General features: G+C 71.5%; 22 protein-coding genes. 12 read left to right on the top strand and 10 right to left on the bottom strand.

What is annotated here, in order from left to right:
* Nucleotides 1-5: 5 nt before the first annotated feature.
* The gene (locus tag B7K23_RS12940) at nt 6-2,102 is read right to left on the bottom strand and encodes a family 16 glycosylhydrolase (RefSeq protein ID WP_084127016.1); all 2,097 of its coding nucleotides are present in this window, start codon (nt 2,100-2,102) and stop codon (nt 6-8) included.
* A 374-nt stretch (nt 2,103-2,476) separates the two neighbouring features.
* On the opposite strand from B7K23_RS12940, the gene B7K23_RS12935 reads away from it, so the two are divergent.
* Complete coding sequence (locus tag B7K23_RS12935) at nt 2,477-4,039, top strand: DEAD/DEAH box helicase (RefSeq protein ID WP_084127015.1); 1,563 nt, start codon at nt 2,477-2,479, stop codon at nt 4,037-4,039.
* A gap of 57 nt (nt 4,040-4,096) precedes the next feature.
* Here the strand turns inward: B7K23_RS12935 and B7K23_RS12930 are convergent, their stop codons facing one another.
* The gene (locus tag B7K23_RS12930) at nt 4,097-4,417 is read right to left on the bottom strand and encodes a single-stranded DNA-binding protein (RefSeq protein ID WP_084127014.1); all 321 of its coding nucleotides are present in this window, start codon (nt 4,415-4,417) and stop codon (nt 4,097-4,099) included.
* 14 nt (nt 4,418-4,431) lie between these two features.
* On the opposite strand from B7K23_RS12930, the gene B7K23_RS12925 reads away from it, so the two are divergent.
* On the top strand, nt 4,432-5,424 hold the full coding sequence (locus B7K23_RS12925) for a hypothetical protein (protein WP_084127013.1): 993 nt from the start codon (nt 4,432-4,434) through the stop codon (nt 5,422-5,424).
* A gap of 59 nt (nt 5,425-5,483) precedes the next feature.
* Here the strand turns inward: B7K23_RS12925 and B7K23_RS12920 are convergent, their stop codons facing one another.
* The 3 genes from B7K23_RS12920 to B7K23_RS12910 form a co-directional block, all read right to left on the bottom strand.
* Nucleotides 5,484-6,536: a hemolysin family protein gene (locus B7K23_RS12920; protein ID WP_084127012.1), complete on the bottom strand. Its 1,053-nt coding sequence runs from the start codon at nt 6,534-6,536 to the stop codon at nt 5,484-5,486.
* Entirely contained in the window at nt 6,529-7,917 is a 1,389-nt protein-coding gene (locus tag B7K23_RS12915; protein ID WP_084127011.1) for a hemolysin family protein, read from the bottom strand. Before B7K23_RS12915 ends, B7K23_RS12920 begins: the two co-directional genes overlap by 8 nt.
* Nucleotides 7,918-8,065: 148 nt before the next feature.
* Nucleotides 8,066-8,296: a hypothetical protein gene (locus tag B7K23_RS12910; RefSeq protein WP_084127010.1), complete on the bottom strand. Its 231-nt coding sequence runs from the start codon at nt 8,294-8,296 to the stop codon at nt 8,066-8,068.
* A 208-nt stretch (nt 8,297-8,504) separates the two neighbouring features.
* Between B7K23_RS12910 and B7K23_RS12905 the strand changes: the two genes are divergently transcribed.
* The 3 genes from B7K23_RS12905 to B7K23_RS12895 are packed head-to-tail and all read left to right on the top strand — an operon-like array spanning nt 8,505 to nt 10,841.
* Nucleotides 8,505-10,169 (top strand): sodium-dependent transporter, encoded by a 1,665-nt coding sequence (locus B7K23_RS12905; RefSeq protein WP_084127009.1) that lies wholly within the window; start codon nt 8,505-8,507, stop codon nt 10,167-10,169.
* Nucleotides 10,166-10,312, top strand: coding sequence for a methionine/alanine import family NSS transporter small subunit (locus tag B7K23_RS12900; protein WP_084127008.1), 147 nt, complete (start codon nt 10,166-10,168; stop codon nt 10,310-10,312). Before B7K23_RS12905 ends, B7K23_RS12900 begins: the two co-directional genes overlap by 4 nt.
* Nucleotides 10,313-10,325: 13 nt before the next feature.
* Complete coding sequence (locus B7K23_RS12895) at nt 10,326-10,841, top strand: O-acetyl-ADP-ribose deacetylase (RefSeq protein ID WP_084127007.1); 516 nt, start codon at nt 10,326-10,328, stop codon at nt 10,839-10,841.
* On the opposite strand, the gene B7K23_RS12890 is transcribed toward B7K23_RS12895, so the two are convergent.
* Nucleotides 10,838-11,722 carry an ArgP/LysG family DNA-binding transcriptional regulator gene (locus B7K23_RS12890; RefSeq protein ID WP_084127006.1) on the bottom strand — a complete coding sequence of 295 codons (885 nt, stop codon included), beginning with the start codon at nt 11,720-11,722 and terminating at the stop codon, nt 10,838-10,840. The two genes, B7K23_RS12895 and B7K23_RS12890, sit on opposite strands and share 4 nt — an antisense overlap.
* A gap of 70 nt (nt 11,723-11,792) precedes the next feature.
* Here B7K23_RS12890 and B7K23_RS12885 point away from each other — a divergent pair, with 70 nt between their 5' ends.
* From B7K23_RS12885 to B7K23_RS12855, 6 genes are all read left to right on the top strand, one after another.
* A complete protein-coding gene (locus B7K23_RS12885) occupies nt 11,793-12,542 on the top strand; it encodes a LysE/ArgO family amino acid transporter (protein WP_084127005.1) in 750 nt (249 codons plus the stop codon).
* An 82-nt stretch (nt 12,543-12,624) separates the two neighbouring features.
* The gene (locus B7K23_RS12880) at nt 12,625-13,146 is read left to right on the top strand and encodes an N-acetyltransferase (RefSeq protein WP_084127004.1); all 522 of its coding nucleotides are present in this window, start codon (nt 12,625-12,627) and stop codon (nt 13,144-13,146) included.
* Between the two features lie 175 nt (nt 13,147-13,321).
* Nucleotides 13,322-13,717, top strand: coding sequence for a hypothetical protein (locus tag B7K23_RS12875; RefSeq protein WP_084127003.1), 396 nt, complete (start codon nt 13,322-13,324; stop codon nt 13,715-13,717).
* Nucleotides 13,718-13,899: 182 nt separating this feature from the next.
* The gene (locus B7K23_RS12870) at nt 13,900-15,150 is read left to right on the top strand and encodes an Rv2578c family radical SAM protein (RefSeq protein WP_084127002.1); all 1,251 of its coding nucleotides are present in this window, start codon (nt 13,900-13,902) and stop codon (nt 15,148-15,150) included.
* A 219-nt stretch (nt 15,151-15,369) separates the two neighbouring features.
* Nucleotides 15,370-15,756 carry an ACT domain-containing protein gene (locus B7K23_RS12860; protein WP_084127001.1) on the top strand — a complete coding sequence of 129 codons (387 nt, stop codon included), beginning with the start codon at nt 15,370-15,372 and terminating at the stop codon, nt 15,754-15,756.
* A gap of 2 nt (nt 15,757-15,758) precedes the next feature.
* Entirely contained in the window at nt 15,759-17,399 is a 1,641-nt protein-coding gene (locus B7K23_RS12855) for a sodium:proton antiporter (RefSeq protein ID WP_084127000.1), read from the top strand.
* Between the two features lie 21 nt (nt 17,400-17,420).
* Here the strand turns inward: B7K23_RS12855 and B7K23_RS12850 are convergent, their stop codons facing one another.
* On the bottom strand, nt 17,421-18,326 hold the full coding sequence (locus tag B7K23_RS12850; RefSeq protein ID WP_084126999.1) for a cation diffusion facilitator family transporter: 906 nt from the start codon (nt 18,324-18,326) through the stop codon (nt 17,421-17,423).
* 122 nt (nt 18,327-18,448) lie between these two features.
* On the opposite strand from B7K23_RS12850, the gene B7K23_RS12845 reads away from it, so the two are divergent.
* Entirely contained in the window at nt 18,449-18,754 is a 306-nt protein-coding gene (locus B7K23_RS12845) for a hypothetical protein (protein WP_084126998.1), read from the top strand.
* Between the two features lie 69 nt (nt 18,755-18,823).
* Here the strand turns inward: B7K23_RS12845 and B7K23_RS12840 are convergent, their stop codons facing one another.
* The 3 genes from B7K23_RS12840 to B7K23_RS12830 all read right to left on the bottom strand — a co-directional run bounded on the left by B7K23_RS12840 (nt 18,824) and on the right by B7K23_RS12830 (nt 24,325).
* Nucleotides 18,824-19,435, bottom strand: a complete 612-nt coding sequence (locus B7K23_RS12840) for a sugar O-acetyltransferase (protein WP_234996538.1) — start codon at nt 19,433-19,435, stop codon at nt 18,824-18,826.
* Nucleotides 19,436-19,517: 82 nt separating this feature from the next.
* Nucleotides 19,518-22,259, bottom strand: coding sequence for a cation-transporting P-type ATPase (locus tag B7K23_RS12835; protein WP_084126997.1), 2,742 nt, complete (start codon nt 22,257-22,259; stop codon nt 19,518-19,520).
* Between the two features lie 152 nt (nt 22,260-22,411).
* Nucleotides 22,412-24,325: a DUF4914 family protein gene (locus tag B7K23_RS12830; protein ID WP_234996537.1), complete on the bottom strand. Its 1,914-nt coding sequence runs from the start codon at nt 24,323-24,325 to the stop codon at nt 22,412-22,414.
* Nucleotides 24,326-24,624 lie beyond the last annotated feature (299 nt).

Here is a 24,624-nt window from a genome sequence, read left to right as displayed (position 1 = left end):
CAGGTTCAGGCGTAGACCCGCACGTAATCGACGTACAGGTCGGTGATGCCGTCCGTGGCCGACAGATCCACGTCCCAGCCTCCGCCGAGCGCCATCGTCACGAGGAAGTGGAACGGCTCGTCGTCGTTGGGCAGCGGTCCCATCTGGTCGACCTTCACGCCGTCCAGGTAGAACTCCGCCCCGTCCTCCGTGATCCTGGCGCCGTACGTGTGCCAGCTGAGCGCCACATCGTCCAGGTGCTCGTAGCCCTCGCAGGCGATGTCGTCCGCCCCTTCGGGAGTGAGCCAGCCGTGGACGGCGAGGCAGTACTTGGTCGAGTCGACGCCGTAGATCTCCGCGATGTCGACCTCGTCCACCGGCGTCTCCTCGAAGCCCTGACGCAACTGGCCCGCCGACAGCAGCCAGAACGCCGGCCAGGTGCCGGGAGCATCGGGGGCGAGGAGACGCGCCTCGAAGTACCCGTACTGCGCCGCGAGGCCGCTGCCCGCCGCGCCTCCCGAGGCCAGCATGCCGCCCACCTTGTCGCGGCCCCACTTGTTCGGGTCTGACTCGCCCTCCGGCAGCGGCGACGTCCGCATCCGCAGGTACTCGTCAGCGACTCGCGTGAGGTTGCCGTAGCCCGCGCTGGGGTCGGCGAAGATCGCGGCGCCGTACTCGTCGCCAGTGCCGCCGGAGTTGGGCTTGTTCGAGGAGAAGAGGGCGTCGACGCCGCCCTTCGCGATCGACACGTCCTCGCGGAAGTCCAGGTCGTAGACGAGCGCGAGCCCGTCGGTCGCCGCGCTCGAGGAGGCCTCCGCAGTCGGGACGCCGCCGGGGTTCCAGAACTGCGCGGTGAGGTCACCGCCATCCGGCAGCGTGAAACGCAGGGGCAGGGGGCCGGCCATGAGGTCCGCGAGGGTCGCCACGGACGGCGTGAACGTCCCGTAGCCGTTCGAGTCAAGCGCTACGGTCCCGATGGTCGTCACGCTTCCCGTCGAGGATCCGGACGATGCGGGGGCCCAGGCGGTCACCGTGGCGGTCGTGTTTCTCGGTCCCGCGAGCACGATGCTGGACACGCCGGTCAGCGTCGCGCCGGTATCGGGGCAGACGAGGTGCAGGCGGGAGTGGTCGACGTCGCCGAAGGGGGTCTCGCAGGCCTGCGCGGCCGTCGCGGTCTGCGTGGGCATCAGGGTGGAGGCGTCGGCGCCCACGTACTGGGGGACGACGGATCCCGTGTCGTGCACGACGATCTCGCGCAGCGACGCGGGGGTGCCGTCGAGCGTCCCCGTGATCTCGAAGCGCACCGACGTCACGGTGCGTGACGGGAATGCGACCGTGGTCGGAGGTGCGTCGCCCGCGATCACGCCGCCGACGAGGACGCTGGTGCCGTCCGAGAACGCGAGCTGGCCCCACGAGACCGTGCCGGTGTCGTCGTCGGAGCCGAAGAGCTCCACGGCGGAGATGGTGCGCGGCTCGTCGAAGCGCAGCTCGACCCACTGCTCGCCCGACGACGCGGCCTCCCACGCCTCGCCCGTGTCGTTGGTTGCGGCGTCGCCGGCGTCGGTCAGGGCCTGCACGCTGCGGTCGCTCGCGGTGCTCGAGGCCACGACTGTGATCCCTGATCCTGCCTCGCGCACCGGCACGATCGGTACGGGTACCGTCGAGGGCGTCTCGGGCTCGGCGGGGGCGGCCTCCTCGGCCGCATCCTCGTCGAGGTCCGGGTCGAGGTCGACGTTGAGGCCGAGCGGGTCGACCAGGAGCGTCGCGAGCGTGTGACCCGGCTCCGCGGAGGCGGAGGGCGACGCGCCGGTCGCGGAATCCGTCGACGAGGTGGACTCGTCGCCCGGCGCCTCTGAACCCGTAGCCTCGGCACTCGTGGTGTCGGAAGCGATGGCCTCGTATGAGGCGGACTGCGCCTGCTCGCCCTCGGCATCGCCGTCCGACGCAGATCCCGCGGTCTGGCCCCCGGAGCCCTGCGCGTCCTGCGCGGCGGCGGACTGCGTGCCGCTCAGGGCGTCGGCGTGCGCGTCGAGACCCGACGTCGCGGCCGTGGCGCATCCCAGGGTCACCAGGCCGACGGCGGCGAGCGCGGCGCCGAGCCTGGGCGCGAGCGAGCGGTGCATGAGGGGACCTTCCCGTAGCCGCTTCCGGACGGCATGGCGGACAGATGCATCGCGAGCGTGGCCCGCGTGAGGGTCGAGCGTTCCCAGAATCGGGCATATCGGTGCATTTGGGAAGCCTGTGAGAGGAAAGTCTCACGCGGGAGCGGGACCCGCCTGCTATCCTGGTCGGGTGTTCGGGCCGCTCGGCCCGACATGCGTCGCAGATTGCTTCTCCTTCTCGCCAGCGCCAGTCCCCGATACTGCGCGGCTCGTAGAAATCCTCTCTTCGGCGAACGAGCGCGGATACCTCCGCGATTCGCCACCACTGCCGGTGCCCCTGAACGCAGGGGTGATGTGCGCGTGCGCGCGTCCGGCACCTGACAGAAAGACTCTGCATGTCTCTCCAGTTCGCCGATCTCGGCGTGCCCACGCAGCTCACCACCGTGCTCGAGCGCGAGGGCAAGACCACCCCGTTCCCCATCCAGGAGGACACCCTCCCCGACACGCTCGCGGGCCGCGACGTGCTCGGCCGCGGCAAGACCGGCTCCGGCAAGACGCTCGCGTTCTCGCTGCCCGTCGTCGCGCGGCTCGGTGCGAAGGGCGGCCGCGCCCGCGCCGGCCAGCCTCGCGCGCTGATCCTGTGCCCGACCCGCGAGCTCGCGACCCAGATCGACGCGGTCATCGCGCCGCTCGCCGCCGCGTACGGCATGTCGACCACCACGATCTTCGGCGGCGTCAACCAGCGTCGCCAGGAGCAGGCGCTTTCGCGCGGCGTCGACATCGTCGTCGCGTGCCCCGGCCGCCTCGAGGACCTCATGGGCCAGCGCATCGTCTCTCTCGACTCGGTCGAGATCACCGTGCTCGACGAGGCCGACCACATGGCCGACCTCGGCTTCCTGCCCGGCGTGACGCGCATCATGAACGCCACCCCGAAGCGGGGCCAGCGCCTGCTGTTCTCCGCGACTCTCGACAACGGCGTGGACAAGCTCGTCAAGAAGTTCATGAGCGACCCGCTTCTCCACTCTGTCGACAGCGCCGACTCGCACGTCGACGCGATGACGCACCACGTCTTCCACGTCGACTCCGTGGACTCGAAGAAGGCCGTCGTGCGCGCGCTCGCCTCCGGCATGGGCCGCCGCGTGCTGTTCATGCGCACCAAGCACCAGGCCAAGAAGATGGCCAAGCAGCTCACCGCCGACGGCATCCCCGCGGTCGACCTGCACGGCAACCTGTCGCAGAACGCCCGCGACCGCAACCTCGCCCAGTTCGCGTCGGGCGACGTGAAGGTGCTCGTCGCGACGGACGTCGCCGCGCGCGGCGTCCACGTCGACGGCATCGAGCTCGTGGTCCACGTGGACCCGCCGGCCGAGCACAAGGCGTACCTGCACCGTTCGGGCCGTACCGCGCGCGCCGGCACCTCCGGCGACGTCGTCACCGTCGTGCTGCCCGAGCAGCGCCGCGACACGCAGCAGCTGCTGCGCAAGGCCTCCATCACGGTCGAGGCGCAGGCCGTGAACTCCGAGTCCAAGCAGGTCGTGCGTCTGGTCGGAGAGGTCGCTCCCTACGTGAAGCCGGCCCCGGCGTCGGAGACGTCGGGCTCGCGCGGCGGCGGTCGCGGTCGCTCCGGCGGCTCGCGCTCCGGTGGCGCGCGTGGCGGCCAGGGTGGTCAGGGTGGTCAGGCCCGCTCGGGTCGCGGACCGCGCCGGGACGAGGCCGCGGGTTCGCGCGGCGGACAGTCGCGTGGCGGTCAGTCCCGCGGTGGGCAGTCGCACGGCGGTCGCGGCCAGGGACGCGACCGTGGCGCCGCCGAGCACGCGCAGGGCCACGCGCCGCAGGGGCGTTCGGGTGGGGGCCGTTCCGGCTCCGGCCGCGGGCGCTCGTCGTCGCAGTCCGGCCAAGGAGGCGGCTACTCGTCCGCCGCGGCCTTCTCCGCGGGTGGTCGTCGCCGCGGACGCTGACGCGATCCAGCACAGGCCCGGGCGCTCCGAGAGCGCCCGGGCCTTCGTGCATCCTCGTCAGCCGGAGAGTGCGACCGATGCGCCGTCGATCAGCATTCTCGATTCGCCCGGCACCGGCCGAAGAGTCCCCGTCGCGACCACGTCCGCGCCCTTCGCGATCGTGTCGCGAGCGACCGCCGCATCGTCACCGTGGAGCCGGACCATGAACCACTCGGTCTGAGGGTTGCCGCAGCGGTCGAGCCTGGTCGCGGCGAGCCGGAACGTACAGATCTCGACGCCGTCGTCGGCGCTTGCGAGCTCCGGCTCCGTTGCCACGCGCCCCGTCGCGATGTAGGCCATGTGGCTCTCCGTCTCCTCGCCCGGACCGATGCGCCCCACGCTAGCGTGGGCCCATGGCAGGCGGACCGATCCTGGACGACGCGCTCGCCGAGTGGGTCACAGCGCACCTCGGCGTCGCGCCCCGCGAGGTGTTCTTCGGCGCGAGGTCCATGTCCGACGTGTCCGGGGTGCTGCTCGAGGACGGACGGCGGATCGCGCTCAAGCGACGCGGTGGGGGCGCGCACGTGGCCGCCGCGGCCCGGGCCCAGCTCGCCGCCGCGCGGGCGGGTATCGAGTGTCCCGCACTGCTCGCCGGGCCCGCTCCGCTCGAATGGGTGGCGGGTGACGCCACCGCCGGGACGAGCGAGGCCGCGTCCGTGGGCGCGACGGGTGAGGTCGTCACGGCCGAGCAGTGGCGCGACGGCGGCGACGTCGAGCCCGAGGGAGACGCCGCTGAGCCCTACGCGCGACTGCTCGCGAGCCTCATCGACGCGCTCGTGGGGCTCGACTCCGACGGGCTCGCCCCGCCGCCGTGGCTCCACTACGACCACGACGCCGCCCGCGTATGGCCGCCCGCCGCGTCCGCCCGGTGGGATCCGCACCGCATCGAGGCCGACCTGCCGCCCGCGCTCGTGCGGATCGCGCGCCGTGCGCGGGACCGGCTGCTTGCGGCGGACCTGCCCCACGTCGTCGGCCACACGGACCTCAACGGCCTCAACGTGAGGTGGGTGAACGACGACGGCGCTCCGCGCCCCGTCGTTCACGACTGGGACTCGATCGCCGCGCGCCCCGAGGCCGTGCTGGTAGGGACGCTTGCCGTCGACCACGTCGCGCTGCCCGAGCGGGGGCGCATCGCCGACGTCGCGACGGGGGATCGGGTCCTCGTCGCGTACGAGGCCGCGCGGGGAAGGGCCTTCACGGTCGAGGAGCGCGAGGTGGCATGGGCCGCGACCGCGTGGCTCGCTTCCTACAACGCCGCGTTCGAGCACCTCCATGGCGCGCCGGGAGAGGTCACCGCCCGGCTGCTCATCGACGGCGAGGAGAGGCTCGCGCTCGCTGGCTGTTGAGCGGATGTCCCTCGCCGCACGCCTCTCGCCGGCTCCCGGAGTCGAGTCGCGGTATCGGCTCAGCCCTGCGAGGCGACCGCCTGGCCGGCGTCCGCGACCTCGCCCACGAGGCGCTCGATGACGTCCTCGAGCATGGCCGCCCCGAGGAGCGTGCCTGCCTCGTCGCGCACGAGCGCGATGTGGGTGCCGCGCGCCTGCATCGCCGTGAGCGCCTCCTCGAGCGACGCATCGGGGCTGAGCACCGTGAGCGGCCGCACCGCGTCGTCCGGCACGGGCTTGGTCGCGCCGCCGCGCGGCACCGCCACGAAATCCTTGAGGTGAAGATATCCCACGTAATCGCCGGAAGCATCGACCAGCGGGAACCGTGAGAAGCCCGTGCGCACGCACTCCTTCTGGGCGCGCTGCGGCGTGACGTCGACCGGCAGCGTCACGAGCGAGTCGACCGGCGTGAGCACGTCGCGGACCGTCTCGAACGACAGCTGCAGCGAGCCCTCCATCACCCGGTGCTCGTGCTCGTCGAGCAGGCCCTCCTCGCGCGACTCCGCGACCAGGGCCGCGACCCCGTCGGCGTCGAAGGCGCTCGCGACCTCGTCGGTCGGCTGGACGCGCAGGAGGCGCAGGACGCCGTTCGCGATCCAGTTGAGCGCGACGATCAGCGGCTTGAGCAGGACCACCAGGTAGTACATGGGTGGGCCCAGCAGGAGGGCGGAGCGCTCGGGCCCGGCGATCGCGATGTTCTTGGGCACCATCTCACCGAGCACCATGTGCAGACCGACGACGATCACGAGCGCCACGGCGAAGGCGATGCCGTGAAGCCATGCCCCCGTGACGCCGATCGCCGCGAGCGGCTTCTCGAGCTGGTGCGCGACCGCGGGCTCACCGATGGCGCCGAGGCCCAGCGAGCATGCCGTGATGCCGAGCTGCGCGCCCGCCATCATGAGCGACACCCGGTCCATCGCCCTCACGGTGACCCGGGCCCGGTAGGAGCCCGCCTCTGCGTGGGGCTCGATCTGGGTGCGGCGCGCGGAGACGAGCGAGAACTCCGCGCCCACGAAGAATGCGTTGCCCGCGAGCAGCGCGAGCGCGATGAGGATCGCGGCGTAGTCAGGCATCGTGGTCCTCTCCCTCGGGCTCGGCATCGTCGTCGGTCAGAGGCCTGACCTCGACGAGGACGCGGTCGACGCGGTGGCCGTCGAGGCGTGTGACCGTGAGCCGCACGCTCACAGGGGTGGCGAGGTCGTCCTCGTCGCGCGCGTCCTCGTCCCGCGCCTCGAGCTCGACCTGATCTCCCAGGCGGGGGAAGCGCTCGAGCCTCTCGGTCAGCAGGCCGCCGAGCGTGTCGGACTCGCGTGCCTCGGGCATCGCGAGGTGCATGATGTCGCCCGCCTCGTCGGGTCGCAGCAGGCCCGAGAGCGACCACGTGCGCTCCGCGACGCGGCGGAAGCGCGACACGGGCCGGTCGTGCTCGTCCTCGATCTCGCCCACGATCTCCTCGACCAGGTCCTCGAGCGTGACGACCCCGTCGGTGCCGCCGTACTCATCGACCACCACAGCGATCTGCGAGCCCTCGCGCAGAGCGGTGAGCACCGCGCTCAGGGGCATGGTCGACGGCACGGAGGCGATGGGCAGGCAGATCTCGCGCACCGGCGTCGAGGACCGCTGGCGCGCGGGCACCGCGAGCGCACGCTTGAAGTGCGCGACGCCCACGACGTCATCGACGTCCTCGCCGAGCACGGGGAAGCGCGCGTGGCCGGTGTGCGAGGCCACCGTGAGCAGCTCCGCGACGGAGTCGTCCGCGTCGAGGAAGTGCACGCGGGTGCGAGGCGTCATCGCGTCCGACGCAGTGGTCGCCTTCATCTCCGCCGCGCGCGCGAGGCGTCGGGCGACCCTCGGCTCGAGGGTTCCGCGCTGCGCCGACCTCTCGGCGAGCGACTCGAGCTCCTGGGCGGACCTCGCGGAGGCGAGCTCCTCGCGGGGCTCGATCCCGAACATCCGCACGACGCGGTTGGCGGAGCCGTTGAGCACGCGGATGAGCGGTCCGGCGAACCACGTGAAGCCGCGGTTGGCGCCCGCGACGGCGCGGCCGATCTTGAGCGGCTCCGCGAGCGCCCAGTTCTTGGGGACGAGCTCGCCGAACACCATCTGGGTCCCGGTCGCGATCAGGAACGCGAGGACCAGCGCCACGGCGGTCGCGGTCGACTCGGGAAGGGCAGTCGCCTCGAGCGGCGCAGCGAGCAGCGTCGCGACAGAGGGCTCGGCCATGAAGCCGACCAGCAGGGAGGTCACGGTGATGCCGAGCTGCGCGCCCGACAGCTCCGTCGAGAGGTGCTTGAGCGCCGCTTGAATCGATGCAGCGCGCTTGTCTCCGGACTCGGCGGCCTTGTCGACCGTGGGCCGGTCCACGGTGATGAAGGCGAACTCGGCGGCGACGAAGAGTGCGTTCGCGGCGATCAGCAGCAGCGCGAGCAGGAGGAGGAGCCATGCCTCGGTCACGGGCGCCCTCCCGTACGGCGATGGGTGGTCAGCGGGGATCTATGGCCATCGGGCATGCGGCGATCATAGGCATTCCTGGAGTGATGCGTCATCGTCCGGCGGGAGGAATTCGCCCGCGCGAGCGCGGACCCGGCCGCAATCGCGCCTCTCAGGAAAGTCGGCGGGACGCGGCAGCGTGGCGCCGGCGGAGGCCGCGCAGCGCCTCGCGGGTCTCCATCGCGACGACGACGGCCAGGAAGGTGGCGCCCGCCCCCAGGAGGAGAGTGCTGCACACCGCGGTGAGCGGCGGCACGAACAGCCCCGTCACCATGGCGACGACGGTGGTCGCGCCGACGATGGTGAGGAAGAACCGGAAAGCCTCGTGGCGGTAGTACGGCATCGGTGCGCGTCCTTCTCGTGGTCCGGGGGACTGCTTGGACGCTATCGACACCGGGCGCCGCCGGACAGCCCCCATTTCTGGGGGCGGTGATCTTTGACACCGGGCAGCGGACTCGGGGCGCGCTCCCGGCTCTGTCGGACTAGCGTGGGCCACATCGTCGCTGGTGCGCGCGGTCAGTCGCATGCCCACGAGAGCGGAGGAGGACGTCATGTCCCGAGACGCGGCGCAGGACGCCGTCGAGCCGGCGCCCGCCACGCGCGAGCACTGGAGCGGCCAGACGGCCTTCATCCTCGCCGCGGTCGGCTCGGCCGTCGGCCTGGGGAACATCTGGCGCTTCCCCGGACAGGCATTCGAGAACGGCGGCGGCGCCTTCATGATCCCGTACCTGCTCGCCCTCGTGACCGCGGGCATCCCGATCCTGTTCCTCGAGAACGCCATCGGCCACCGCTTCCGCGGCTCCGCGCCACTGTCGATGCATCGGGTCCACCGCCATGCCGAGGGGCTCGGCTGGTTCCAGATCGCGATCAACTTCGTGATCGGGCTCTACTACACGGTGATCATCGCGTGGGCGCTGAGCTACTTCTGGTTCAGCTTCGGGCTCGACTATGCGGACGACCCGAGCGGCTTCTTCTTCGGCGACTACCTTGCTCTCGCCGACGGCGCGAGCGTGAGCCTGGACTTCGTGCCCGGCGTGGTCCTGCCCCTCGTGCTCGTGTGGGGTCTCACCATCGGGGTGCTCGCCCTGGGCCTGCACAACGGCGTCGAGCGGCTCAACGTGGTCGGCATCCCGCTGCTCATCGCGACCTTCGGGATCCTCGTGGTGCGCGCGCTGTTCCTGCCAGGCGCATGGGACGGGGTCGAGGCACTCTTCACCCCGGACTTCTCCGCGCTCGCGAACCTCGACGTGTGGGTGGCCGCGTACGGCCAGGTGTTCTTCTCGCTGTCCCTCGCGTACGGCGTGATGATCACGTATGCCTCGTACCGGCGCCGCCGCTCGAACATCACGGGGCCTGCGCTCGTCGTGGCCTTCGGCAACAGCTCCTTCTCGCTCCTGGCCGGCATCGCGGTCTTCGCGGCGCTCGGCTTCCTCGCCCACGAGCAGGGGGTGGGGGTCTCTGAGCTGTCGGGCATCGCGGGCGTGTCGCTGTCCTTCGTCACGTTCCCCGCGGTGATCGCGGAGATGTCCGGCGGGTGGATCTTCGGTGCCCTGTTCTTCGCCTCGCTCGTGCTCGCCGGGCTCACCTCGCTCATCTCCATCATGCAGACGATGTCCGCCGCGCTGCAGGACAAGTTCGGCTGGAACCCCCGCATCAGCGCGACCGTCCTCGGCCTGGTCTCCGCGTGCCTGTCGATCGTGGCCTTCGGGACGACGACCGGGCTGTACGTCCTCGACACCGTCGACCAGTGGTCCAACCAGCTCGGCATCGTGGCGGGGGCGATCGGGATGATCGCGGCGTCGCTGTGGTTCGGCAAGCGGGCGGTCGAGCTCGAGCGACACCTCGCCGCCGTCTCGCCGCTGCGCCCCGGCCGCTACTGGCATCTGCTCGTGAGCGCGGTCGGCGTGCTGCTCATCTACATGCTCGTCGACAAGGCCGTGACGCTCGCAGTCGACGGCTACGAGGGCTACCCGACGTGGTTCCTCGTCACCTTCGGTTGGGGGACCGTGGCGTTCCTGATCGTGATGGGTCTCGTGATGCCGCGCTTGCGGTGGCGCCGCGACGTCGAGCACCCGAACGTCTGGCCCACGCGCGCCCAGCTGCGGCTGCCCGCCGAGGTCGGCGCCAAGGTGACCGAGCCCTACGACCCCGCGACCGCGTCGTCCGGGGACGGCGAGGAACCCGGCCCGCCTGACGCGAACGGAGGTGCGCGATGAGCGCCGACGCCCTGCTGCTCATGCTGCTCGCGATGGCCGTCATCTGGGGAGGCCTCGCCGCATCGATCGTCTTCCTCGCGAGGGCGCCCGAGCACACGCACATGCCTCCGGGCGGCGAGGACGATCCGCCGCCCTCGGACTGACGGGCCAGCGACGATGCGGGGGCCGGGGATCCGGGTCGAGCGCGCCGACATCACGACGCTCGCGGTCGACGCGATCGTCAACGCCGCGAACGAGTCGCTGCTGGGCGGCGGGGGAGTCGACGGCGCGATCCACCGCGCGGCCGGGCCCGAGCTGCTCGCCGAATGCCGCACCCTGGGCGGCTGCCCGACGGGACAGGCGAGGATCACGGGCGCGTACCGGCTGCCCGCGCGCCACGTGATCCACACCGTCGGTCCCGTCTGGCACGGAGGGGGCCGCGGCGAGGCCGAGCTGCTCGCCTCGTGCTACCGGGAGTCGCTCGCGCTCGCGGCCGCCCATGGGCTGGGCTCCGTCGCCTTCCCCGCGATCAGCACCGGCATCTACGGGTTCCCCGTCGAGATCGCCGCGCCGATCGCGGTGCACGAGGTGGTCGTGCACCTCGCGGGGCCGACCTCGGTGTCCGAGGTGATCCTCACCGTGTTCGCGGCCGCCGACGAGGAGGCGTTCCTCGCGGCGCTCGCGGATCGCTAGCCGGGCTGAGCCGTGAGGTGCAGCGCCGCCTCGGCCGCGACCTCCGCGGCGACCTCGTCGAGCAGCGTCGAGTGCACGCGCCACTGCTGCCAGTGCAGGTCGACCGTGATCTCCGGCCCGCCGAGCTCGACGATGCCCGTCGTCGCCTCGCGCTGGACCTGAGGCATCAGGCCCCATGCCATGCCCATCGCGATCGCGCGCCCGAAGTCCGGCGTGGTCGGGATCCGATGGCGCGGGGGCAGCGCGGCGTCCGCTCCCACGGCCTCGAGGTAGCGGGTCTGCAGCCTGTCCTCGCGGTCCACGTCCACGAGCGGGGCGGACTCGAGCGCCTCGCGAGTGGCTCCCTCGGGGAACCAGCGACGCGCGAATCCCTCCGATGCGACCGCCCGGTAGGCGATCGTGCCGAGGCGCGTCGAGGTGCAGCCCGGCACGGGATCGCGCTGGGTGGTGACCGCGGCCGCCACCGTGCCGTTCGCCAGCAGGTCGGCCGTGCGCCCCTCGTCGTCCCGATGGAGGTCGAACACGACGCCGAGCCTCTCCGTCAGCCGGGCCAGGGGAGCGAGGAACCATGTGGCGAGCGAGTCGGAGTTCACCCCGATCGACAGCGACGGCGCGCCAGCGCCCGTGAGCCCGAGCAGGTCGGACGCGTCGGCGTCGAGCCGCGCGACCTGCTTGGCGTAGCGGATGACGATCTCGCCCGCGGCGGTCGCGCGCACGGGGCGGGAGCGCACGAGCAGCACCTGGCCAGTGAGCCGCTCGAGGGTTCTCAGGCGCTGGCTGACCGCGGGCTGGGTGAGGTGCAGCGCGCGGGCCGCGGCCTCGAGCGAGCCCTCCGCGACCGCGGTCGCGAGCGTGTGGGCGAGGTCTGCGGGAATCTGCATATAAGCAAGGCTAATGGAGCATCGCAAATGCTTAGTGGTGCTTCTTCTGCGGGCTGGCTACCGTCGCCGTATGACCTACCTCGCCGGGCTCGGCTTCTCCCTGTCGCTCATCGTCGCGATCGGCGCGCAGAACGTGTTCGTCCTGCGTCAGGGGCTGCGCCGCGAGCACGTGCTGATGGTCGTGGCGATCTGCGCGGCCTCCGACGCGGTGCTCATCGCCGTGGGGGTCTCCGGGGTCGGGGCCGCGGTCCTGAGCGTGCCCTGGCTGGTCGGCGTCGCGCGGTGGGGCGGGGCGGCGTTCCTGCTCGGCTACGCCGTCGTGGCCGCGCGGCGCGCCTGGCGGCCCGCGGGGGCGGCACTCGAGGTGGACGATGTGCGCGTCGCCTCGGGTGGTCGGCGCGCCTCCTCGGACGATGCAGGTGTCGGGCCGGTCGGGGAAGCGGGCCTGGGGCACCGAGCCGTCGGCAGCGAGCTCACCAGCCGTGATCCCCGCCGCGCCGCGACGACGCTCGCCCCCTCCCTGACCCCATCGACCCTGCGTGTGACGCTCCTCGCGGTCCTCGCCGTGACGTGGCTCAACCCCCACGTGTACCTCGACACCGTGCTGTTCATGGGAACCGTCGCGTCGACGTATGGCGACCTCCGCTGGATCTTCGCCGCGGGCGCGATGAGCGGCTCGGTGGTCTGGTTCCTCGCGCTCGGCTACGGCGCGCGGCTGCTCTCGGGGCCGCTGTCCCGTCCCGGCGCATGGAGGGTGCTCGACGGCGTCATCGCCGCCGTGATGGCTGGCCTCGCCGTGGCGCTCGCGATGGGGGCCTGAGCGCCCCGCAAAGCGGACATCTGCCAGGCCTAAGAGGGGCGTGGTCCGGGGTCCCGGCGCGACCGGGTTATCGTGTCACCTCGTGAACGCAACCAAGAAGCGTGGCAGCGCCGAGGGCGCCCCGCAGGTCGACATCGAGCTGAGCATCGCGCCCGAGGGTGCGGTCGAGGCGATCGACGTCATGCATCGTGCCTTCGCCGAGTACACCGCCAAGGGTCAGACCGCCGGTGCGATGCTCGAGAACGCGCGCTCCCTCGCCAAGGAGATGGGCAACGGCGTGCACGTCGCCGTCGCCCGCCTCGACGGAGTCGCCGTCGCGATGGTCAAGCATCACGACGCGGGTGACGGCACCCGCTACTTCGGGCGTCTGGGAGTGGTGCCCGAGGCGCGCGGCAGGGGCATCGCCTCGTTCGTGGTCGCCGCGCTGCGCGAGACCGCGCAGGCGGGCGGCCTCGAGGGGCTGTCGTGCACCGTGCGCGCCGAGGAGGAGGGCAACATCGCCCTCTACGAGCGGCTCGGCATGGACATCGTCGCGCGCGGCCGGCGGCTCAGCCGCACGGGGGCGCTGCTCGACGTCGTCGAGATGCGCGACCCGAGGGGCTGACGCCAGGCGGTCCGCCTCACTTCAGCACCCCGTCTCCCGGCCCTGGCCCCGCGGTGGCCGCCGCATCGTCCAGCAAGGGCCCGATGTGAGCGGTTGTGGGGTGTCGCACCTACCCGTTCCCCGGTGTGATCCTCGCTGTTAGCGTGACGGAAACCGTCCCTACGGAGGTATCCGCATGTCCGCTACAGAGCTGTCGCCCCTCTCCCTCGAGGGTCTTGCGAAGGCCACCACCCTCTCGACCGTGTCCTCGGTCGGACTCACCCTCAGCACGGGCGGGCTCGTCATCACCGGCGAGCTCGTGTCGGCGCGGGAGTACTGGGGTCGCTACAACACGGGCGGCCACCCGGGTGACGTCGGCATCGAGACCCTCGCCGCGCTCGCGGGCGACCTCGCGCACGACCCCACCGAGGGCATGATCGAGTTCGAGGAGCGCGCGGACACCGTGCCGGACTCGCTGTACCTCCGCGACGTCCAGATCGCCGCAGGCGACCACAGCTTCGCGATCGACTGGTACCGCGTCTACATCGCGCACGTCACGGGCTTCGCGCTCGGCCGCACCGTCCTCGCCTGACCTGCACCGTCCTCGCCTGACCTGCACCGTCCTCGCCTGACCTGCACCGTCCTCGCCTGACCTGCACAGTCCTCGCCTGACGCTTCCCTGCCCCGCGTGCGCGACGGCGGGCGCCGCTGACGCCCTTCCACGAGCGCGGCGCGTCGCTTGACCCGGATTCGAACACGTGTTCGAATCAGGGCATGAGGTGGAACGGCCAGACGCTCAAGGCGGAGGCGCCCGACGCGCTGCCGGGCCTCGCGCGGATGAGCAACCTCATCCGGTCGGTCCGCACCCCCGAGTTCGACGGCATCGTCTTCCATGAGATCGCCGCCAAGAGCGCGCTCAATCGCGTCGGCGAGTCCTCCGTGGTCCCGTTCACGTGGACCATCAACCCGTATCGAGGCTGCAGCCATGCGTGCGTGTACTGCTTCGCGAGGCCCAGCCACGAGTACCTCGAGCTCGACGCGGGGCGGGACTTCGACTCGCAGCTGATCGTCAAGGCGAACATCGCCGAGGTGCTCAGGCGAGAGCTGTCGCGGCCCAGCTGGTCGCACGAGCACGTCGCCCTCGGCACGAACACGGATCCGTATCAGCGCGCCGAGGGGCGCTACCGGCTCATGCCGGGGATCATCGCGGCGCTCGCGGACTCGGGCACGCCGTTCTCGATCCTCACGAAGGGGTCGCTCCTGCGGCGCGACCTCCCGCTCCTCGCCGAGGCCGCCACGAGGGTGCCCGTGGACCTCGCGATGTCGATCGCGATCTTCGACGACGACCTCCAGCAGACCATCGAGCCGGGAACGCCCACGACCGCCGCGCGGCTCGCCACGGTGTCCGCGGCCGCAGGCGCGGGCTTCGACGTCACCGTCTTCATGATGCCGATCCTGCCGTTCCTCACCGACAGTGAGGAGTACCTCAACGCGGCGCTCGGTCGCATCAAGGACGCGGGGGCAACCGCCGTCACCTACACAGCGCTCCACCTGCGACCGGGCGTCAAGGAGTGGTATGCGCGGTGGCTCAACACCCACCGCCCGGACCTCACGCCCCGCTACCGCGCGCTGTACGGCGACGGCGCGTACGCGCCGAAGGGCTACAGGCGCGAACTCGCCGCGCGCATCAAGCCGCTCATCCGCGCGCACCGCCTCGACCGCGCGTTCCTCGACGAGAACACCGGCGGCGTCGCGTCCTCCGCGGTGACGGGGACCGCCTCGGCCTCGGCTTCTTCGGAGGCGTGCGGGGCCGGGCCCTCGACCGGTCGCGATCGCGAGGGGGAGTGGAGGCGCACACGGGCGGTCGGGACAGAGGCGCGCGTCGTGCGCGGCGCCGACGCCGACGGTGCGATGGGGCGCGCCGACCGAGGGAACGTGAAGGCCCGCCAGGCGGGGAACGAGACGAACCTGGTCGAGCTTGAGCTCGCGCGTGCCGGCATCGCCGCCCCGGCCACGCTCTTCTGACAGGCCCCAGCCCCGGCCCCGGCCCCAGCCCCAGCCCCGGACCAGGCCCCGGCCCCGGACCAGGCCCCGGCCCCGGACCAGGCCCCGACCTTGCACCTTTCACCGCATCGTCCCTCGCCCACCCCGGCCGCTTCGTCCTGGACCACGTGCCGCATCGTCCCTTGCGAATCCCCGGGCACTCCCTGCCATTTCCGCGGCTCGAGTCCCTAGGCTGGGGTCATGTCAGGCATCGACGATCTCGAGCTGCTCCTCGGCGGCATGAACCCTCGGCTCAACGAGGGACGCTACGTCTGGGCGACCGTGCCCGCCGTGCCGAGGGGGGTGACGCCCGTCGCGACGATGGTCGAGGACGAGGGGATCTCGATCGTCGTCGACCTCGCGACGGCGACCAACCTCCGGCTCGACCACGAGTTCGAGTCGGCATGGATCACGCTTGAGGTGCACTCGTCGCTCGACGCGGTGGGTCTCACCGCGGCCTTCTCGACGGCGCTCGCGGACGCGGGCATCGCCTGCAACGTCGTGGCCGGCGCCAAGCACGACCACCTCTTCGTCCCGTACGAGCAGCGCCACCGCGCGCTCGAGGTGCTCGCCGAGAGCGTGGTGTGACCGTGGAGCAGCTGCTCATCCTCGGCGTCCTCGCCCTGGTCGGCATCGCCGCCTCGCACGCCCTCAGCCCTCGGCTCGGCATCGCCGCGCCGCTGCTGCTCGTCGCGCTCGGCGTGCTCGCCAGCGTCGTGCCCGGCATGCCCGAGGTCGAGGTCGAGCCCGAGATCATCCTCTCCGGCGTGCTGCCGCCCCTGCTCTACGCGGCCGCCGTGCAGATCCCCGCGACCGACTTCAGGCGCGAGCTGCGCACGATCTCTGGGCTCTCGGTGATCCTCGTCCTGCTCTCCACCGCGCTGCTCGGGGTCTTCTTCCACTGGATCCTCGACCTCAGCTGGGCATGGTCGCTCGCGCTGGGTGCGCTTGTGAGCCCCACGGACCCCGTGGCCACCGCGATCATCAAGCGGCTCGGCGTGAACCCGCGCGTCACGACGGTGCTCGAGGGCGAGTCGATGCTCAACGACGCCGTGGCCCTGGTCCTGCTGCGCGCGGCCGTCGCCGCCACCGCGGCCGCGGTGACCTTCTGGTCGGTCAGCTGGGTGTTCGTGAGCGCGCTGACGGTGGCCGTCATCGTCGGCTGGATCGTCGGCCTGCTGAACCTGTGGGTCCGGTCGTACGTGCGCGACACCACGGTGAACACCGTCATCACGTTCACCGTCCCGTTCGTCGCGGCCATCCCCGCCGAGATGATGGGCGCCTCGGGACTCGTCGCCGCCGTGGTCGCCGGGCTCGTGACCGGCAACGGCGCCGCGCACGTCCTCAGCCCGCAGCATCGCGTCGCCGACCGTCAGACCTGGCATGCGCTCGAGCTCGTGCTCGAGGGCGCCGTGTACCTCATCCTCGGCCTCGAGCTGCTCGGTGTCATCGAGGAGGTCGAGGAGCGTCACCAGGGCGTCGGGCGCGCGGTCGGGATCGCGCTGGCCGCGCTCGCGCTGAGCCTCCTCATCCGCACGGCCTTCATCGTGCCGCTCATGGGGATCCTGCGCCGCGACGCCGAGACGGCGGACCAGAAGCGCGAGCGGATCGCGGCCGACCAGGCGCAGCTCGCCGATCTGAGCACCCCGCCGCCGCTCATCTGGTTCGACCGCGTGAGCGTCCGGCTGCGACCCGGGCGTCCCGAGGAGGAGCTGCATCGCCGCATCCGGGTGCGGCTGGTGCGCGCGGAGGCCGATGCGACGCACCAGGCGTCGACACAGCTCGGCTGGCGCGACGGCGCGCTGCTCGTGTGGTCCGGCATGCGGGGCGTCGTCACGATCGCGGGTGCCCAGACGCTTCCCTCCGACGCCCCCGAAAGGTCGCTGCTGATCCTCATCGCGTTCGTCGTCGCGGTCGTGTCCCTCGGCGTGCAGGGCGGCACCGCGGAGACCCTCGTGAAGTTCCTCAAGCCCGACCCCGGTCAGACTCCTCAGCAGCGCGCGCAGGAGCGGGCGAAGCTCGACGAGATGCTCGGCGAGGCGGCCGACGATGCGGTCGCTCAGGCCCGGGAGGAGGGGCTCGAGCTCGACGAGCGAGGAGAGCGGCTCGCCGTGATCCACGCGCAGCGCGAGGTCCTGCTGGACGCGCGCTCGGTCGGGATCTTCACGAGCGCGACGCTTCAGGCGTCGATGCGCGAGCTCGACGCGGAGCAGATCCGGCTCGAGCTGTAGCGCCTGGGCGAGCGCTGGAAGTCACCAGCGCACGTCGTGGCACTGCGCCGACGGCGACTCCTCGAGCTGAAGAGTCGCATGCGCGATGCCGTGCCGGTCGCGCAGCACCTCCTGCGAGGCCAGGAGCGCAGCGCGCGGCTGAGCGTCCTGGGCCAGGAGCAGGTGGGCGGTCGCGACATTCATGCCGGACGTGAGCGTCCACGCGTGGAGGTCGTGCACATCGAGCACGCCGTCGACCGCGGCGAGGTCCCGGGCCGCCGCGGCGACGTCGAAGCCGCGCGGCGCGTGCTGGCCCAGGACCGCGAGCACCTCCCGGCCGAGCAGAACCGCGCGCACGGCGACGAACGCGCCGATCGCGAGGGCGACCACGACGTCCCACACGGGCGAGCCGGTCACGATCATGAGCCCGGCGGCGACCAGGACTCCCACCGAGCCGGCCGCGTCCGCGATCACCTCCATGTAGGCGCCTCGCACGTTGAGGGACTCCTCGGCACCTGCCCTCAGCAGCACGAGGCTCACCACGTTGACCGCGAGACCGAGGGCGCCGACCACGAGCATCGGCCACGTGGGGATCTCCGGAGACGAGCCGATGCGCTGCACCGCCTCGATCACCACGTACGCCGAGACCGCGAGCATCACGGCGACGGCGATGCCGGAGGCGAAGACCTCGGCACGGTACGAGCCGTAGGTGCGCGTGCCCGTCGAGTCCGTGCGCGTCGCGACGCGCGTCGCGATCAGGGCGGCTCCGAGCGTCACGACGTCGGCGGCCATGTGACCGGCGTCGGACAGCAGCGCGAGCGAACCGCTCGCGAGGGCGACCGCCATCTCGACGGCCATGAATGCCGCCACCATCACGAATACCGCCGTGAGGCGCGCGCGGTGGCGTCCTCCCGCGTGCTCGGCTGGCCCGTGGCTGTGGGGACTCATGCCTCGACAGTAGGGCCGCTTCCTCCTCAGGAGAAGTCGGTCATGAGGACCGTTCTCGTTGTCGCGCACGGTGCTTCCCCGGGGGCTGTGCCCGCACGCGCTGGCCGTGAGAGAATCCCCGCATGATTCTCGCCGAAGCCGCCGGGCAGGGTACCGAGATCGCCGCGCAGGCGTTCTTCTACATCGCCATCGCCATCGCCGTCATCTACTTCGGCTGGCAGTTCTACAAGGGCGCCAAGGAGGAGGGTCCGCTGAACACCGGCTGGCTCACCGGCCCCAAGAAGAAGGACGACGCGAGCGCGGAGGCTGTCGAGGCGACCGGCACCGATGCCGCGGACGAGCCCGAGGGATCGGCTGCCGAGTCTGCCGACGCTGAGCCCGCCGACACCTCCGACGCCGACGCCGACGAGGACGACACCACGCGCTGATCCCGCACACGGCCCGGCGCCTCACCGCGAGGCCGCGCGCCGCGCGCGGCCTCGATCAGAGATGATCGATCAGAGGTGCTTGAGCACGCGCGCGGGGTTGCCGCCCACGACGGTCATCGGAGGGACATCCTTCGTGACGACCGAGCCCGCGGCCACGACCGAGCCGCGCCCGATCGTCACGCCCGGGCAGATCACGACCGAGCCGCCGAGCCACACGTCGGGCTCGAGCACGATCGGGAACGCGCGCTCCCAGCCCTCGCGACGCGTCTCGACGTCGAACGCGTGGTTGACGGTGTAGAACCGCGCCTCGGGACCGATCAGGGCGTTGTCGCCGATCGTCACCTCGCCTGAGCCGAGGATCATGAGGTTCGAGTTGATGAAGACGTTCGTGCCGAAGTGCACGCGCTCGCGGTACTCGAGGTAGATCGGCGGACGGAAGTCGAGCCCGGGGCCGCAGTCGCCGACCAGCTCCGACAGGATCTCCGTCGAGCGCACGGGGTCGTCGAAGTAGTTCGCGCTGATCTCACGCAGCGTGCCGATCGTCGCGCGCTGCATGTCCGCCAGCTCAGGGCCCGAGCGGTACTTGAACCACTCGTCGTTCATGAGCTTCTCGTACTCGGTGCGGGTCGGGTCCTCGACCGGGACCTCGTTCATGCGGGCCCGCTGCTCAGCCGCGTCCATTCGTCCTCCTGCTCGCAAGTTGCCGCCTTCAACCTACTATCGCGAGAAGGCAACGGGACGATGCGGAGGTCCCGGGCGTCGTTCATCCACGGCTGCGGTTGCGGTCGCGGGCGCGCAGGACCGCCTTGAGCGCCTCGGTTGCGAGCGGCACCGCGACCGTCGCCGCGACGCAGACGCCCCATTGCCCGAGGCTCAGCGGCGCCGTCTCGAAGGCCGTGTTGAGCATGGGCACGTGGACGACGGCGATCTGCAGCAGCACCGACAGTGCGACCGCGCCCCACAGCCAGCCGTTCGACAGGAGCCCGCGCATCACCGTGACCGTCTCGGACCTTGCGGTGAACGCGACGGTGAGGTTGGCGAACACGAGCACCGTGAACGCCGCGGTGCGGGCGGTCTCGAGGTCCGACGTGCCCTCGATCAGTCCGCCCGGCAGGAAGCCGTCGAGCGTCAGCAGCGTCGCGAGCGCCATCCAGACCGCGGTCCAGCCCATGAACAGCCACGTCCGGGGCGTGAGGATCGGGTCGCGCGGGCGACGAGGCTGCCGTTCCATCAGGTCGTCGGCGTAGCGCTCCGCCGACACGGCGAGCGCCGGCCCCATGTCCGTGAGCAGGTTGATCCACAGGATCTGGGTCGCGAGCAGGGGAGCGACGAGCGTGCCGTCCGACGCCGTCAGCCCGAGCGTCGCCGCGCCGACGACGCCGAAGAACACCGAGAGCACCTCGCCGAGGTTCGCCGCGATGAGGAACCGCAGGAAGCGCGCGATGTTCTCGAGGATGCCGCGCCCCTCCCTGATCGCCATCACGATCGTCGCGAAGTTGTCGTCGGCGAGGATCATCGCGCCCGCCTCGCGCGCGACCTCCGTGCCGCCGCGACCCATCGCGACTCCGATGTCCGCGGCGCGAAGCGCCGGGGCGTCGTTGACGCCGTCGCCCGTCATCGCGACGACCTCCGCGCGCGCCTGGTATGCGTCGACGAGCCGGAGCTTGTCCTCGGGGGCGACGCGCGCGAACACCACCGAGCGGCCGACTACGTCGTCGAGCTCGTCATCCGTCATCGCGGCCAGATCCGCCCCTGACACGACGGGGCTCTCCGCGTCGGCGATCCCGACGTCGGCCGCGATCGCCTGGGCGGTCGCGGGGTGGTCGCCCGTGACCATGACCACCCGGACGCCGGCCGCTCGCGCCTCCGCGACGGCGGCCGGGACCTGTGCGCGTGGCGGGTCGACGATTCCGACGACTCCCGCCAGGACCAGGTCGGTCTCGTGCTCCTCTGAGGGTTCCACGATCGCGGGGAAGCGCCGATACGCGACGGCGAGGGTGCGCATCCCGCGCTCCGCGAGATCCGCCATCCCGTGCTCGATGGTCGCGTGGGCCTCCTCGTCCCAGCGCGCCTCGCCAGCCGCGTCGAGCACCCTCGTGCAGCGCGGCAGGATCACGTCTGGGGCGCCCTTGGTGGCGAGCAGGGCGCCACCCGCGTCGTCCGTGGCGACGATGCTCATGCGCTGACGCTCCGAGCTGAAGGGGACATCCGCGACTCGCGTGAGGCCCGAGCGGCGCGAGGCGAGTCCGAGCCGATGCTCGGCGGCAAGGAAGGCGGTCTCGGTGGGATCGCCCTCGAAGACTGGCTCGCCGTCCTGCCAGGACAGGACCGCGTCGCCCGCGAGGGAGCCGTACGTCAGCACCACCGCCGCGGCGGCGTCGTCGCCGATGGTCGTCTCGCTCCGGATCTCCGTCTCGCCGGCGGCGGTGACGAGGGCGCGGATCGTCATCCGGTTCTCCGTGAGGGTGCCGGTCTTGTCGGTGCAGATGACCGAGGCAGAGCCGAGCGCTTCGAGTGAGGACAGCTCCTTCACGATCGCGTTGCGGCGCGCCATGCGCTGGACCCCGAGGGCCAGCACGACCGTCATGACGGCGGGCAGCGCCTGCGGCACCGCCGCGACCGCGAGAGCGACTCCGAGGAGGAGTACGGCCACGAGCTCGCTCGGCGTCGAGACCTCGCGCGTGAGGAACACCGCGGCGATCACCACGGCGGCGATGATCACGACCGCGATGCCGAGCATGCGGCTCAGCGTCCTGATCTGGCGTTGCAGGGGAGTGGGGGCCTGCTCGGTCTGTTCGAGGAGTCCCGCGATCCTTCCCGTCTCGGTCTGCATGCCCGTGGCCGTGACCACGGCTCGCGCGGCGCCGCGGGTGATGCCGGTGCCCGCGAACGCCATGCACGAGCGGTCGCCCAAGGGTGCGCTCTCCGCGAGGGTCGCGGGGTCCTTCGCGACCGGTGCGCTCTCGCCCGTGAGCGAGGCCTCCGCGGCCCACACGCTGCCGTCGATGATCCTCGCATCGGCGACGACCGCGTCACCCTCGGCGAGCATGACGAGGTCGCCCACGACCACGTCGGCGGCGGAGATGCGGACGGCGGTTCCGTCGCGCACGACCAGCGCCGTCGCGCCCGACATCCGCTGCAGGGCCGCCACCGCGTTCTCGGAGCGGCGCTCCTGCACGAAGCCGAGGACCGCGTTGACGGCCACCACGACGATGATGACGAGCGCGTCCCACGGAGTCTCGTCGTGACCCTCCGCGATCCATGCCGCGAGCGAGATGACGATCGCGCCGAGCAGCAGGTAGACGAGGGGGTCCCGGAGCTGGTGAAGGAGCTGTCTCCAGGCAGGAGTGCGTACGGACTCCGTGAGCCGATTGGGGCCGTCACGCGCGAGGCGCTCGGCGGCCTGGGCCGACGTCAGTCCCGAGTCGACGTCGCCGCGGGCCTCGGCGATCACCGACCGCGGGTCGCTCAGTGCGGGATCGAAACCCGTCGAGAGCCCCGCCATCGGACACCTCCTCGGCGGCCGAAGCACGACCGCCCTGCCGCAGGATCACGCTGTTCTTCCAGCGTAGTCCCGCGACAGGGCGGTGAGCGGGGCGGACGGCCGTCAGGCGCCCGAAGGCCGGTGAGCCGGCATCGCGAGCGACAGAGTCCGCGTCACAGGAACATCGGCGTGAGCTTCTCGTAGTCCGCGACGGTGCCGTCGTTCATGCAGGTCTCGATGATCTGACGCGCGAGCGGGTGAAGGTCATCGGTGAGGTACTGCTCGAGCTCGGACTTGAAGAACCCGGTGAGGATCTGGCAGCCCGCGTCGTATGCGGCCTCGCCGACCGCCGACTGCATCTCGGGACGCAGCAGGGTCTGACGGATGGGCTGTCCGTCGAGCGTGATCTCCTTGGGGCTGTAGCCGAACAGCGGGCAGCGGGCGGCCTCGAGCTGGTCCACGCGCATGCGGCCGCCGCCCTTGCGGGCCAGCCACTCGCGGGTGAGCCACTCGGCCGAGAAGCCGACCTTGTACGCGCCGATGTGCTGGTTGGGAACGAGCACGTAGCGGGTGCGGTCGTAGGTGACGATCTGCTCCATCAGCAGGTTCGCGGCCGCGACCTTGGTGCCGGTCGAGAACGGCCAGTACGAGCCGACGCCCTCGGACACCATGCCGCCGTGCTCGAGCTTCTTCACCGCGTCCGCGTGCTCGCCGATCGAGGGGTTCTTGTCGCCGCGCGGCGCGATGATGCGCCACATCCACGCGATGGCCGGCGGCACGAAGTGCGTGAGGCCCATGATCCCGTACGTGGGGTTGTCCTCCGTACACGCGGGCATGCGGACGCCGAACGTGCGGACGTCGACGGGCTCGGGCTCGTTGACGATGTTCCGGATGTTCTTGCGGGAGATCACCACACGCGGGTTCGAGCAGGGCTTCCCGTTCGAGTCGGGCGTGTGCTCCCACGGCAGCGCGGTCGCGTCGGGCACGCCGTCGATGCTGAAGAAGACCAGCGGCTCCTCGGGGTGGATCACGGCCTGCTCGAAGTGCGGCTCGTTGCCGTACTCGGTGAGGCCGTCCACCCGCACGAACCAGCCGTCCTCGGCGTCGGCGACGACCATGCGTCCCGAGCCGTCCTGGATCGACGGGTAGCACAGCGTCATGTCGTCGGTCACGGGGGAGAGCTCGGAGGTCTCCGACAGCGTGATGCGGTAGTCCTCCTGGGTCACGACGTTGCGGCCGACGAGGATGCGGCCGTCGTCCTCGCGGCGCAGGTCCTGGCACATCTCGGACTTGCCGCCGCCCGAGGCGCCCTCGTGCATGATCACAGTGTCGTTGTCGTACGGCGTGGTGACGCGCACGGACGAGGCGTGCGCCGTGATCCAGCGCTCCTCCTCGCCGATGTCGAGCAGCACGGAGAAGACGCCCTTCTTGGCGCTCGGGCCCGGGTACAGGTTGTACGCGAAGATCTCGTGGAGCGTCTCGGTGCGGTCGTGGACGACGACCTGCTTGCCGTCGAAGTGGGTGTGGCGGAAGGGCGGCGCGACGTAGAGGATCGAGCGCGGGCTGAAGGTGCCGATCTCCTCGAACGTCGTCCAGCCCTGCAGGTCGACCAGCGCGAGCGCGAAGAACGCCGAGCTGGCGGGCACGATCGCGAGCGAGGGCGAGCCGTAGGTGAGGCCACCGGCCTTGAACGGCACGACCACGAGCTCCTGCTCGCCCAGCCACTGCATCGTCTCCATGCGCACGCGGTCGAAGGACTCGCCGAAGCGGTCCGCGTAGCGGGTCTTGTCGGTGGGACGGTCGTCGGCGATCACCATGCACTTGGGGTCGCGGCGCCGCATGTAGTCCTCGGGGTAGTTCACCGCGATGCCGTTGCGGCAGCGGGTCACCGTGGCCTCGGTCACGGGCGTGCCGTTGACGTCGTAGTCGACCGAGAAGACGGGGCCGCCCTCCGGTCCGAGGGCGATCCGGTACAGCTCCTCGCGCGTGGCGGGGATCGTCACGCGGGGGCTCGCCTCGAGCGCCGCGCGGACCTCGGGTGCGAGGTCGACGTCGGCAAGCAGCTGAGTCGGGGCAGTGGTGCTCACGTGGACTCCTTCGTCGTCAGGTGTACGGCGGTGCCTGAGGTGGCGGTGCCGGTGTGGCCGCTGTCGCGGCGAGGACAGGCAGACTCCCGGGGACCCGTCCTTTACCTGAAGTTTGCCTTTGGCTGGGCTGCTTCGCGCGGGACAAGGGTCCCAGGACTGTGTCGCGTCTCGTGAGCACCAGGCTAAGTCGGACCGTTCCCGCTCGCGAGGGGTGAGCGCCGAGGCGGGTGGACGCGTCGGGGCAGCGCGCCCCGACGCGAGGCACGTGGTGTGCGGGGCGGATCCCGCGCCCTGGACCT

The organism is Demequina sp. NBRC 110054 (assembly GCF_002090115.1).
In the GTDB taxonomy this organism is placed as follows: Bacteria; Actinomycetota; Actinomycetes; order Actinomycetales; family Demequinaceae; genus Demequina.
This window is presented reverse-complemented; position numbering and strand designations above follow the sequence as displayed.